Origin of the sequence: Micromonospora sp. NPDC006431 (assembly GCF_042870725.1) — a bacterium.
GTDB lineage: Bacteria > Actinomycetota > Actinomycetes > Mycobacteriales > Micromonosporaceae > Micromonospora.
On the sequence record NZ_JBIAHQ010000003.1, the window covers coordinates 248,602 to 261,185 of the forward strand.

The window sequence follows — 12,584 nt, forward strand, 5'->3', positions numbered from 1 at the left end:
GGGGGGGGGGGGGGGGGGGGGGGGGGCGGGCGCCCGGGGGGGGGGGGGGGGGGGGGGGGGGGGGGGGGGGGGGGCGCCGCCCCCCCCCCCCCCCGCCCCCGCTCCCCGCAGAGCTCGCGTGGCACGGACGGACGGGCTGCACCTCGCCTCGCCCCCACCGCCCAGTCCCGCGCGGGCGCTAAATCCGGGTGCGCGAACCGAACCGTCGCGCGTACGGTCGCCCCATGCGCAGCGCAGTGGTGACCACGACGCCGGGAATCCCCGGCGCGCCGCACTGACGTATCCGTCGACGAGGCCCCGGGGCGAACCGCCCCGGGGCCTCGCGGCGTTCCGGGCCAGCTCGCCTCCGGGTCGTACCCGATCAAGGAGAGCGACATGATCGACCACCGCAGGCTGGGCCGGGAGCTGGAGCTGTTCGTCTCCGATCCCCTGTCGGGGGCCGGGCTGCCCATCTGGCTGCCGGCCGGCGCCGCCGCCCGGCACGCCGTCGAGGAGTACGTGCGGGACCTGGAGCGCCGGGCCGGCTACCGGCACGTCTACTCCCCGCCGCTGGGCAAACGGGAGCTTTTCGAGCTGTCCGGGCATCTCGGCTACTTCGCCGACGACATGTTCCCGCCGATGCGGCTGTCCGCCGACGACGAGTTCGTGCTCCGGCCGGCGCTCTGCCCGCACCACGCGCTGGTCTTCCGGGCACGGGGTCGTTCCTACCGGGAGTTGCCGCTGCGCGTCGCCGAGCTGGGCGGGATGTACCGGGCGGAGCGCTCCGGGGTGCTCGGTGGGCTCTCCCGGGTCCGCGCCATCTCGCTCAACGACGCGCACAACTTCTGCGCCCTGGACCAGGTCGGCGACGAGGTACGCGAGATCCTGCGGCTGATCGGCGAGGCGCACGCCGCGCTCGGCGTCCGGCCGGCCGGGTTCCGGCTGTCGCTGCGCGGGCCGGGGGAGAAGTACGTCGGCGACGACGCCCAGTGGGCGCGGGCCGAGGAGCTGCTCCGCGCCGCGCTCGACGGGGTGGACTTCACCGAGGGGCCCGGCGAGGCGGCCTTCTACGGCCCGAAGATCGACATCCAGGTCGTCGACGCGGCCGGCCGGGAGTCGACCATCTCCACCATCCAGCTCGACTTCGACAAGCCGGAGCGGTTCGACCTGTCGTACACCGACGCGGACGGCACCCGGAAGCGGCCGGTGATGGTGCACCGGAGCCTGGTCGGCAGCATGGAACGGCTCTTCGCGTACCTGATCGAGGTGCACGCCGGCGCCTTCCCGGCCTGGTACGCGCCGGTGCAACTGGTGCTGCTCCCGGTGGACGACGGCCAGGCGGACGCCGCCGGCGACCTGGCCCGGCGGGCCGAGGCGGCCGGCCTCCGCGTCGAGGTCGACCACGCCGGCTCGCTGGGTGCCCGGATCCGCGACGCGGCCCGCCGGAAGGTGCCGTACCTCGGGGTGGTCGGCCCCCGGGAGGCGGCCGACGGGTCGGTGTCCGTGCGGCTGCGCGACGGCCGCGGGCTCGACCCGATGCCGGTGCCCGACGCGCTGGGGCTGATCGGGAGGGTGGTCGCCGCCCGGTCGGCCGACCTGCTGCCCGGGGCCTGACGGCCGGCCGGCCGGCCCCCGCCTCGCGGCGGGGGCCGGACCCGGGCCGGCTGATCCCTCCACGGTCAGCTCCGGGCCGGCGCGCCGGCCGGGACCGGCCCCTCGTCATCGACCGCGGCGCCGCTGAACTGCGACCGGTACAGCCGGGCGTACGCCCCGTCGGCGGCGAGGAGTTGGTCGTGCGCGCCCTGCTCGACGATCCGGCCGTTCTCCATCATCAGGATCAGGTCCGCGTCGCGGATGGTGGAGAGCCGGTGCGCGATGACGAAGCTGGTCCGGTCGGAGCGCAGCGCCGCCATGGCCCGCTGGAGCAGCACCTCCGTCCGGGTGTCCACCGAGCTGGTCGCCTCGTCCAGGATCAGCAGCGACGGCTCGGCGAGGAACGCCCGGGCGATGGTGATGAGCTGCTTCTCGCCGGCGCTGACGTTGCTGCCCTCCTCGTCGATCACGGTGTCGTACCCGTCGGGGAGGCTGCGGACGAACCGGTCCACGAAGGTGGCCCGGGCCGCCGCCAGGATCTCCTCCTCGGTGGCGTCCGGCCGCCCGTACGCGATGTTGTCCCGGATGGTGCCGCCGAAGAGCCAGGTGTCCTGGAGCACCATGCCGATCCGGCTGCGCAGCTCCTCCCGGGGCATCGCGCTGATGTCCACCCCGTCCAGGGTGATCCGGCCGGCGTCCAGCTCGTAGAACCGCATGATCAGGTTGACCAGGGTGGTCTTGCCGGCGCCGGTCGGGCCGACGATGGCCACCGTGTGACCGGGCTCGGCGACCAGCGACAGGTCGTCGATCAACGGCTTGTCCGGGTCGTACCGGAAGGAGACGTGCTCGAAATCGACCCGGCCGGTGACCCGGGCCGGTAGGGCCCGGTCGGGGGCCTGCTCCTCGGCGTCGAGCACCTCGAAGACCCGTTCGGCGGAGGCCACCCCGGACTGGAGCAGGTTCGCCATCGAGGCGACCTGGGTGAGCGGCTGGGTGAACTGCCGCGAGTACTGGATGAACGCCTGCACGTCGCCGAGGCTCATCGACCCGGAGGCCACCCGCAGCCCGCCGACCACGGCGATCGCGACGTAGCTGAGGTTCCCGACGAACATCATCGCCGGCATGATGATCCCGGAGATGAACTGGGCCCCGAAGCTGGCTTTGAACAGCTCGTCGTTCTTGGCCTCAAAGTCGGCCTGCACCTCGCGCTGCCGGCCGAAGACCTTGACCAGCTCGTGACCGGTGTACGCCTCCTCGATCAGGCCGTTCAGCTCACCGGTGTGCCGCCACTGGGCGATGAACCTGCGCTGCGAGCGCTTGGCGATCTGCTGTGTGACGATCACCGACAGCGGCACCGCCACCAGGGCGACCAGGGCCAGCAGCGGCGAGATCCAGAACATCATCGCCAGTACGCCGACCACGGTCAGCAGTGCGCTGAGCAACTGGCTGAGCGTCTGCGACAGGGTCTGCGAGATGTTGTCGATGTCATTGGTGACCCGACTGAGCAGCTCGCCCCGGGGCTGCCGGTCGAAGTAGGGCAGCGGCAGCCGGTTGAGTTTCTCCGCCACGTCGGCGCGCAGCCGCAGCACGGTCCGCTGCACCACCCCGTTGAGCAGCCAGCCCTGCCACCACATCAGCAGGCTGGCGCCCAGGTAGAGGGCGAGCGCCAGCGTGAGCGTGCGGGCCAGCGCGGTGAAGTCGATGCCTGCCCCGGGCACCACGTCCATCCGGGCCAGCATGTCGGCGTAGTTGCCATGGCCGGCCGCCCGAGCCGCGGCCACCGCCTGCTCGGTGGTGAGGCTGGCGGGGATCTGGCGGCCCATCACTCCGCTGAAGATCAGGTCGGTGGCGTGGCCGAGGATCTTCGGACCGACCACGCTCGCCCCGACGCTCGCCAGCGCCAGGGTGATGATCGCGGCCAACTGCAGGCGGTGCGGCCGCAGGCGACCCAGCAGCCGCCGAGCCGACGGCCCGAAGTTCATCGACTTCTCCGCCGGCATGGCGGCGCCCATCCACGGCGGGCCGCCGCCGGGGCGCCGCCCCGCCGGGGGCAGCCGGTTCGGCGGCCCGCCGGGGCCCTGCCCATTGGGGCCCTTTCCGCCGGGGCCCATTCCACCGGGGGTGGCCCCGCCGGGACCCCGCCCGTTGGGTCCCTGGCCGCCGGCCGCCGGCTTCTGCTCGGGTACGGCGGTCATGCCGTCACCTCGCTTCGCTCGGCGCCGCCATGACCGGTCGCACTGAGCTCGCTGCGCTCGCTCATGCCGTCACCTCCGCCGTCTGCTGGGACGCCACGATCTCGGCGTAGGTCGGGCAGGTGTGCAGTAGTTCCTCGTGTCGTCCCATCCCGACGACGCCCCCGTCCTCGAGCACGATGATCTGATCGGCGTCGATGATCGTGGAGACCCGTTGGGCCACGATCACCACCGCCGCGTCCGCGGTGACCGGCTTCAGCGCGGCCCGCAGCCGGGCGTCGGTGCCGAGGTCGAGCGCCGAGAACGAGTCGTCGAAGAGGTAGATCTCCGGCTTGCGGACCAGCGCCCGGGCGATCGCCAGCCGCTGCCGTTGGCCGCCGGAGACGTTCGTGCCGCCCTGCGCGATCGGAGCGTCCAGCCCGCCCGGCATCTCCGCGACGAAGTCCCGGGCCTGGGCGATCTCCAGCGCCGCCCAGAGTTCGGCGTCGGTGGCGTCCGGGTTGCCGTACCGCAGGTTGCTGGCGACCGTGCCGGTGAACAGGTACGGCCGCTGCGGCACCAGCCCGATCCGGCGCCACACCTCGTCCAGTTCCATCAGCCGCACGTCCATGCCGTCGACCAGCACCGCGCCGTCGGTGGGGTCGACCAGCCGGGGGATGAGCGAGAGCAGGGTGCTCTTGCCGGCGCCGGTGGACCCGATGATGGCCGTGGTTCGGCCGGGGCTGGCCCGGAACGAGACGTCGTGCAGCACCGGCGCGCTCGCCCCCGGGTACTGGAAGCCGACCCGGCGCAGTTCCAGTTCGGCGGGCCTGGTCATCGCGAGCATCGGCTCGGCCGGCGGCGTCACCGACGATTCGGTGTCCAGCACCTCGACGATCCGCTCGGCGCACACCGCCGCGCGCGGCACCATCATCAGCATGAAGGTGGCCATCATGACCGCCATCAGGATCTGCATGAGGTACTGCAGGAAGGCGGTCAGCGCGCCGATCTGGATCTGCCCGGCGTCGACCCGCTCCGCGCCGAACCAGAGCACCGCGACGCTGGAGACGTTCAGCACCAGCATGACCACCGGGAAGATCAGCGCCTGGAGCCGGCCGACGCGCAGGGCGGTGGCGGTGAGGTCGGCGTTCGCGGTGCCGAACCGCTTCGTCTCGTACGGCTCGCGGACGAACGCCCGGACCACCCGGATGCCGCTGATCTGCTCGCGCAGCACCCGGTTGACCGTGTCGATCCGGGTCTGCATGAGCCGGAAGCCCGGCACCATCCGCCGGATGATCAGGCCCAGTGCGATCGCCAGGACCGGCACGCAGACCAGCATCAGCCAGGAGAGCCCGACGTCCTCGCGCAGCGCCATGACCACGCCGCCGACGCTCATGATCGGTGCGGCGACCAGCATGGTGCAGCTCAGCAGCACGAGCATCTGCACCTGCTGCACGTCGTTGGTGTTCCGGGTGATCAGCGAGGGGGCCCCGAACCGGGCCACCTCGCGGGCCGAGAAGCGGTTGACGTGGCGGAAGATGCCGGCCCGGACGTCCCGGCCGAACCCCATCGCGGTCTTCGCGCCGAGATACACGGCGATGATCGAGCAGGCGATCTGGAGCAGGCTGACGAGCAGCATCCAGCCGCCCGTACGCAGGATCTGGTCGGTGTCGCCCACGGCCACGCCACGGTCGATGATGTCGGCGTTGAGGCTCGGCAGGTAGAGCGAAGCCATCGTGCCGACGAACTGGAACGCCACCACCGCGGCCAGCAACCGCCGGTACGGGCGCAGGTGCGTGCGGAGCAGGCGGATCAGCACGGATGGCTCCCCGATGGGTTCTCGGTGTTGGGTTCGCTGTCCCGGTTCAACCGGCGAAGGTCTCCATCGGACATGGTCGTGATGATTTCCGTGAGAAATTCCCGCACCACCGCCTTCTTCGCGGGGTCGGCGTCGACCGAGGTGAGCGGGCGGTCGCTGTGGATGAGGTCGATGATGGCGAGGGCCTGCTTCCGGCCCTTGTCGGTCAGGGTGAGCTGGACGCTGCGCCGGTCGTTCGGGTCCCGCTGCCGCGCGACGAAACCGTCGCGTTCGAGCGTGTCGACGATGCCGGTGAGCGTGGCTGGTCGGACGAAGCATCGTTCGGCCATTTCCCGGTGGCTGCTGTCGCCGGCGCGGAGCAGGATGAGCAGCACCCGCATGCCGGCGGAGGTGAGCCCGTGGTGCTCGGCGAGGTAGCGCCCCCAGTGCTGCTCGACCACGTGGCCGGCGATCGAGATCAGCCGGCCGAGCGGCGCGTGCTGCAGCGCGTCGGGGAAGCGGACGATCGGTCCCGTGTTCACGGGCGCTAGATTAGCCCCCGGATCGTCAGGTCCCAAACTAATTTCGGAGACCCACATCTTGGCAATGGCAAGATATGCTCCGGCGGTGACCACGGCGCGCGGCTACCACCACGGCGACCTGCGGCGGGCCCTGCTGGACGCGGCGGTCCAGGCGATCGAAGAGTCCGGCGTGGCGGCGCTCAGCCTCCGCGACCTGGCCCGGCGGGCCGGTGTCTCGCACGCCGCGCCCGCCCACCACTTCGGGGACAAGGCTGGCCTGCTCACCGCCCTCGCCGCCGAGGGCTTCGCGCTGCTCGCCGACGAGCTCGGCCGGGCCGGCGACGACCTGCTGGAGGCGGGCGTCGCGTACGTGCGCTTCGCCGTCGGGCACCGGGCCCACTTCGAGGTGATGTTCGCGCCGGACCTCCACCGCGCGGACGACCCGGCGCTGGCCGCCGCCCGTACCCGGGCCGGGGTGGCACTGCGCGGCCGGGTCGCCGCCCTGGCCACGCCCTCCGCCGACCCGGAGCGGAACGCGCTCGCCGCGTGGTCGATCGTGCACGGCTTCGTCACCCTCTGGCTGGCCGGCGCGCTGCCGCCCAGCGCCGGCCCGGACCTGGAATCCGCCGCCCGGTCCGTGATCCGCCGCCTCTTCGAGTAACCCAACCGGAGGCACGGCCCGCAGTCGTTGATCAAGAGGTTTGCGTCGGCCCGTGGCCTTCCGGCGACGTAAACCTCTTGATCAACTGCGGATCCGACGGGAGTTACCAGCTTGTCGGCAGCGGCATGCCTTCGGTGTAGCCGGCGGCGCTCTGCACGCCGACCAGGGCGCCCTCGTGGAACTCCTCGAGGTTGCGGGCGCCGGCGTAGGTGAAGGAGCTGCGTACCCCGGAGATGATCTCGTCGATCAGGTCCTCGACGCCCGGCCGGTCCGGGTCGAGGTACATCCGGGCCGAGGAGATGCCCTCCTCGAAGATCGCCTTCCGGGCCCGGTCGTACGCGCTGTCCTCGCCCGTGCGGGCGCTGACCGCCCGGGCCGACGCCATGCCGAAGCTCTCCTTGTAGCGCCGGCCGTCGGCTTCGGTGTAGAGGTCGCCCGGGGACTCGTAGGTGCCGGCGAACCAGGAACCGATCATCACGTTCGAGGCGCCCGCCGCCAGGGCCAGCGCCACGTCCCGCGGGTGGCGTACGCCGCCGTCGGCCCAGACGTGCCGGCCCAGCCTGCGCGCCGCCGCGGCGCAGTCGAGCACCGCCGAGAACTGCGGCCGGCCGACGCCGGTCATCATCCGCGTGGTGCACATCGCGCCCGGCCCGACGCCGACCTTCACGATGTCGGCGCCCGCCTCGATCAGGTCCCTTACGCCGTCGGCGGTGACCACGTTGCCGGCCGCGACGGGAACCGCCGGGTCGAGCTTGCGGACCGCCCGCAGCGCGGAGATCATCCGCTCCTGGTGGCCGTGCGCGGTGTCCACCACGAGGGTGTCCACCCCGGCCTCCAGCAGCGCGGCGGCCTTGCCGGTCACGTCGCCGTTGATCCCCACCGCCGCCGCGATCCGTAGCCGGCCGCGGTCATCCACCGCCGGCTTGTAGAGCGTGGCGCGCAGCGCGCCCTGCCGGGTCAGCACGCCGACCAGCCGTTCCTCGGCGTCCACCACCGGGGCGAGCCGGCGCCGGCCCGCGGAGAGCCGGTCGAAACCGGTACGCGGGTCCGCGTCGGCCGGCACGGTGTGCAGCTCGGTCGACATCACGTGCCGGAGCTGGGCGAAGCGGTCGACGCCCACGGTGTCCGCCTCGGTGACCACGCCGACCGGGCGGCCGGCCTCGTCGACCACGATCACCGCCCCGTGCGCGCGCTTCGGCAGCAGGTGGATCGCGTCGCCGACGGTGTCGGTGGGGCCGAGGGTGATCGCGGTGTCGTGCACCAGGTGCCGTTGCTTGACCCAGGCGACGACGTTGGCCACCACCTCGATCGGGATGTCCTGGGGGATCACCGCGATGGCGCCGCGCCGGGCCACCGTCTCGGCCATCCGCCGGCCGGCGACCGCCGTCATGTTCGCCACCACCAGCGGAATGGTGGTGCCGGTGCCGTCGGCCGTGGCCAGGTCGACGTCCAGCCGGGAACCCACCTCGGAACGGTTGGGCGCCATGAAGACGTCGTTGTAGGTCAGATCGTGCGCGGGGACCGCGCCATGAAGGAACCGCACCGGAACATCATTCCCGCCAGCACCCGTCCCCGCCCGCGATGGTCACGGAAAACACCCCCGGTGGCCGGGTGGCGGGTCAGCCGAGCAGCAGCGCCGCGGCGATCACGGTCATCACGACGGCGACCGCGCCGTCCAGCACCCGCCAGGCGGCGGTACGCGCGAGCAGCGGCGCCAGTCGGTGCGCCGCGCCGCCGAGCGCGGTGAACCAGACCGCGCTGGCCAGCACCGCGCCGCCGCCGAACGCCCAGCGCTGCTCGTACTGCTGGGCCACGCCGCCGAGGAGCAGCACCGTGTCCAGGTAGACGTGCGGGTTGAGGTAGGTGAAGGCGAGGCAGGCCAGCACGGTCGCCCGGAGGGTGGCCGGCGGGCGATCGGTGGGGGTGAGGGTGCCGGGGCGCAGCGCCCGGCGGGCGGCGAGCACGGCGTACCCGAGCAGGAAGGCGGCCCCGGTCCAGCGGATGGCGGTCAGCAGGCCCGGCCGGTCCGCCACGGCCGTGCCGAGACCGGCGATGCCCGCCGCGATGAGCAGGGCGTCCGAGGCGGCGCAGGCGACCACCACGGGAAGCACGTGCTCCCGGCGTAGCCCCTGACGGAGCACGAAGGCGTTCTGCGCGCCGATGGCGACGATCAGCGCGAGTGAGACGGAGAACCCGGCGGCGGCGGAGGGGAGCAGGTCAGGCACGGGTCCGACGCTAGAGAACACCGCCGATGCAGTCCAACTAATCTTTCTGATGCTTCGTAAGCTTGTCTTATGGAAGGACTTGACACCGCCCAACTCCGCACCCTGGCCGCAGTGGTCGCCGAGGGCAGCTTCGAGGGTGCGGCGCGCGTCCTGCACGTCACCCCGTCGGCGGTGAGCCAGCGGATCCGCGCGCTGGAGGAGGTTGTCGGGCAGGTGCTGGTCCGGCGCAGCCGCCCCTGTCAGGCGACCGGCGCGGGCCAACCGCTGCTCCGGCTGGCCGTCCAGTTGACCCTGCTCGAACGGGAGGCGCTCGCCGAGGCGTGCGGGGCGGTGGACGGGACGGCCGGACCCATCCGGATCCCCGTGGTGGTCAACGCCGACTCGCTGGCCACCTGGTTCGTGCCCGCGCTGGCCCGGGTGCCGGCCGAGCTGGCCGTCTGCTTCGACGTACGCCAGGACGACCAGGACCACACCGCCGAGCTGCTGCGCGACGGTGCGGTGCTGGCGGCGGTGACCGCCCAGCGGGAGCCGGTCCAGGGCTGCCGGGTACGCCCGCTCGGCGCGATGCGCTACCGGGCGCTCGCCGCCCCGGCGCTGGTCGCCCGCTGGTTCCCCGACGGGCTGACGGCCGAGGCGTTGGGCGTGGCGCCGATGCTCGTCTTCGACCGCAAGGACCAGGTCCAGCACCGCTTCCTGCGGTCGGTGACCGGCCGGGAGCTCGACCCGCCGGTGCACCACGTGCCCTCGGTGCCCGCGTTCAGCGAGACGATCCGGCGCGGCCTCGCCTGGGGGCTGGTCCCGGAGCGGTTGGCCGAGGCGGACCTGGCCGACGGCGCCTGCGTCGACCTCGACCCGGGACGGCACGTCGACGTGCCGCTGTACTGGCAGCACTGGCGGCTGGAGTCACGCGTGCTCGGCGCGCTGACCGAGGCGGTCCGCGCGGAGGCGGCCGTCGCGCTCCGCTGAGCCGGTCGGGCTGCGCGATGAGGAGGGGCCACGCGTTGAGGACGGGCCCCTCCTGCCGTTCAGGCGATGGTGCAGATCGGGGCGCCGGCGGTGATGACCGCGCCCACCTCGGCGGAGAGGCCGCTGACCGTGCCCGCCTTGTGGGCGTGCAGCGGCTGCTCCATCTTCATCGCCTCCAGCACGACGACCAGGTCGCCCTCGGCGACGGTGTCCCCGTCCGCGACGGCGATCTTGACGATGGTGCCCTGCATGGGGGAGGTGAGGGTGTCGCCGCTGACCGCCGCACCGGCCTTGGCGCCACCGCCCCGGCGGGCCGGCTTCTTCGCGGCGGGCGCGGCGGTGGCCGTACCCGCGCCGAGGCCGGCGGGGAGGCTGACCTCCAGCCGCTTGCCACCCACCTCGACCACGACGGTCTCGCGCTCGGCCGGGCCCTCGACGGTGCCGGCGGGCGCGGTGAAGGCCGGCACCGTGTTGTCGAACTCGGTCTCGATCCACCGGGTGTGGACGGTGAACGGCTCGGCGGTGAACGCCGCGTCCCGGACCACCAGCCGGTGGAAGGGCAGCGCGGTGGCCATGCCCTCGACCACCATCTCGTCCAGCGCCCGGCGGGCCCGCTCCAGCGCCTCGGTACGCGTCTCGCCCGTGATGATCACCTTGGCGAGCAGCGAGTCGAAGTTGCCGCCGATCACGTCGCCGGCCGAGATGCCGGTGTCCACCCGGACGCCCGGACCGGTCGGCAGCCGCAGCGCGGTGATGGTGCCCGGGGCGGGAAGGAAGTTGCGGCCCGGGTCCTCGCCGTTGATCCGGAACTCGATCGAGTGCCCGCGCGGGGTCGGGTCCTCGGTGAAGCGCAGCTTCTCGCCGTCGGCGATGCGGAACTGCTCGCGGACCAGGTCGATGCCGGAGGTCTCCTCGGTGACCGGGTGCTCGACCTGGAGCCGGGTGTTGACCTCCAGGAAGGAGATGGTGCCGTCGGCGCCGACCAGGTATTCCACCGTGCCCGCGCCGTGGTAGCCGGCCTCCCGGCAGATCGCCTTGGCGCTGGCGTGGATCTGGGTGCGCTGCGCCTCGGTGAGGAACGGCGCAGGGGCCTCCTCGACCAGCTTCTGGTGCCGGCGCTGCAGCGAGCAGTCACGCGTGCCCACCACGATCACGGTGCCGTGGTGGTCGGCGAGGACCTGCGCCTCGACGTGGCGGGGCTGGTCCAGGTATCGCTCGACGAAGCACTCGCCCCGGCCGAACGCGGCGACCGCCTCGCGGGTGGCCGACTCGAACAGATGCGGGATCTCCTCCATGGTGCGGGCCACCTTGAGGCCGCGCCCGCCGCCGCCGAAGGCCGCCTTGATGGCGACCGGCAGGCCGTGGTCGACGGCGAAGGCCATCACCTCGTCGGCGCTGCCGACCGGGTCCGGGGTGCCGGGGACCAGGGGCGCGCCGGCGCGCTGGGCGATGTGCCGGGCGGTCACCTTGTCACCGAGGTCGCGGATCGCCTGCGGGGTCGGCCCGATCCAGGTCAGCCCGGCGTCGATGACGGCCTGGGCGAAGTCGGCGTTCTCGGAGAGGAAGCCGTAGCCGGGGTGCACCGCGTCGGCGCCGGACCTGGCCGCCACGTCGATCAGCTTGTCGATGCGCAGGTAGCTGTCCGCCGCGGTGTCGCCGTCCAGGGCGTACGCCTCGTCGGCGAGGGTGGCGTGCAGGGCGTCCCGGTCGGAGTCCGCGTAGACGGCGACGCTCTGCAGACCGGCGTCGCGGCAGGCGCGGATGACGCGTACGGCGATCTCGCCGCGGTTGGCGATGAGTACCTTGCGCACCTTGGTGGCTCCTCCCCGGAGGTCGATGCCGGGAGTTTATCGGCCGGCCTGGCGGCCCTAACGATCGCTCAGTGTGGGATGCGGCACTGTCGCACCGCGCCTTAGTCAAATTTGCTTATTACGCTTGTCCGGTGTCGGCAACGCGGATGATGATTCTGGGTCTGGTCAGGTGGATGCAGCCGGTGCACGGCTACGACGTACGCCGTGAACTGCTGAGCTGGAGCGCGGACAAGTGGGCCAACGTGCAACCGGGGTCGATCTATCACGCGCTGCGCAAACTCACCGACGAGGGGCTGCTGCGCGCGGTGTCGACCGAGCAGGTCGGCGCTCGTCCGGCCCGCACCACGTACGAGGTGACGGCCAAGGGGGTGGACGAGTTCGAGAGCCTGCTGCGCGCGCAGTGGTGGCAGCTCCACGAGGTGCCGGATCCGTTCGCGGCGGCCTTCTCCTTCCTGCCGGCCATGCCACGGGACGAGGCGGCGGCGGCTCTGCGAAACCGGGCGAACCTGATCCGGGCCGGCATCGAGTCGATGCGTGCCTCGCTGGAGTCGGACTGGGTGCGCAACTCGAAGCCGGTGCACGTCGGCTGGATGTTCGAGCTGTGGCTGGCCCGGGCCGAGGCGGACATGGCCTGGTGCGGCCGGATCGCCGAGCGGATCGAGTCAGGAGTGTCGTACCTGCCCGCTTCCATTGAGCAGGCTGCGGAGTGGTCCGAGTGGAAGGACCGGGCCGCACCTCGGGACGACGACGCGAAATAATCAACGTTGACCACGCGAGCTATATCGCGTTAGTGTCGGCGTGAACCGCGGGGAGTGGTGCGTCCTCCCTGCGGACGATCGGTGGCCGGTCACGTCCGGCC

Annotated in this window: 10 protein-coding genes; 4 read left to right on the plus strand and 6 right to left on the minus strand. The window is 72.6% G+C overall.

What is annotated here, in order from left to right; all coding sequences use genetic code 11:
• Positions 1–360: 360 nt before the first annotated feature.
• On the plus strand, positions 361–1,593 hold the full coding sequence (thrS, locus tag ACFYM6_RS07550; protein ID WP_387273739.1) for a threonine--tRNA ligase: 1,233 nt from the start codon (positions 361–363) through the stop codon (positions 1,591–1,593).
• Positions 1,594–1,658: 65 nt separating this feature from the next.
• Here the strand turns inward: thrS and ACFYM6_RS07555 are convergent, their stop codons facing one another.
• From ACFYM6_RS07555 to ACFYM6_RS07565, 3 genes are all read right to left on the minus strand, one after another.
• On the minus strand, positions 1,659–3,683 hold the full coding sequence (locus ACFYM6_RS07555) for an ABC transporter ATP-binding protein (protein ID WP_387273741.1): 2,025 nt from the start codon (positions 3,681–3,683) through the stop codon (positions 1,659–1,661).
• A gap of 145 nt (positions 3,684–3,828) precedes the next feature.
• Positions 3,829–5,562, minus strand: a complete 1,734-nt coding sequence (locus ACFYM6_RS07560) for an ABC transporter ATP-binding protein (protein ID WP_387273224.1) — start codon at positions 5,560–5,562, stop codon at positions 3,829–3,831.
• On the minus strand, positions 5,556–6,083 hold the full coding sequence (locus tag ACFYM6_RS07565) for a MarR family transcriptional regulator (RefSeq protein ID WP_357437657.1): 528 nt from the start codon (positions 6,081–6,083) through the stop codon (positions 5,556–5,558). Before ACFYM6_RS07565 ends, ACFYM6_RS07560 begins: the two co-directional genes overlap by 7 nt.
• Before the next feature lie 85 nt (positions 6,084–6,168).
• Between ACFYM6_RS07565 and ACFYM6_RS07570 the strand changes: the two genes are divergently transcribed.
• Positions 6,169–6,723, plus strand: a complete 555-nt coding sequence (locus tag ACFYM6_RS07570; RefSeq protein ID WP_387273226.1) for a TetR/AcrR family transcriptional regulator — start codon at positions 6,169–6,171, stop codon at positions 6,721–6,723.
• Positions 6,724–6,826: 103 nt separating this feature from the next.
• Here ACFYM6_RS07570 and ACFYM6_RS07575 read toward each other — a convergent pair whose 3' ends face one another.
• Positions 6,827–8,266: a GuaB1 family IMP dehydrogenase-related protein gene (locus ACFYM6_RS07575; RefSeq protein WP_387273228.1), complete on the minus strand. Its 1,440-nt coding sequence runs from the start codon at positions 8,264–8,266 to the stop codon at positions 6,827–6,829.
• 76 nt (positions 8,267–8,342) lie between these two features.
• A complete protein-coding gene (locus ACFYM6_RS07580) occupies positions 8,343–8,939 on the minus strand; it encodes a LysE/ArgO family amino acid transporter (RefSeq protein ID WP_387273743.1) in 597 nt (198 codons plus the stop codon).
• A gap of 78 nt (positions 8,940–9,017) precedes the next feature.
• On the opposite strand from ACFYM6_RS07580, the gene ACFYM6_RS07585 reads away from it, so the two are divergent.
• Positions 9,018–9,914, plus strand: coding sequence for a LysR family transcriptional regulator ArgP (locus tag ACFYM6_RS07585; protein WP_387273230.1), 897 nt, complete (start codon positions 9,018–9,020; stop codon positions 9,912–9,914).
• Positions 9,915–9,973: 59 nt separating this feature from the next.
• Here the strand turns inward: ACFYM6_RS07585 and ACFYM6_RS07590 are convergent, their stop codons facing one another.
• On the minus strand, positions 9,974–11,725 hold the full coding sequence (locus ACFYM6_RS07590; protein ID WP_387273232.1) for an acetyl/propionyl/methylcrotonyl-CoA carboxylase subunit alpha: 1,752 nt from the start codon (positions 11,723–11,725) through the stop codon (positions 9,974–9,976).
• A 146-nt stretch (positions 11,726–11,871) separates the two neighbouring features.
• Here ACFYM6_RS07590 and ACFYM6_RS07595 point away from each other — a divergent pair, with 146 nt between their 5' ends.
• Entirely contained in the window at positions 11,872–12,483 is a 612-nt protein-coding gene (locus tag ACFYM6_RS07595) for a PadR family transcriptional regulator (RefSeq protein WP_387273745.1), read from the plus strand.
• The last annotated feature ends 101 nt before the right edge of the window (positions 12,484–12,584 follow it).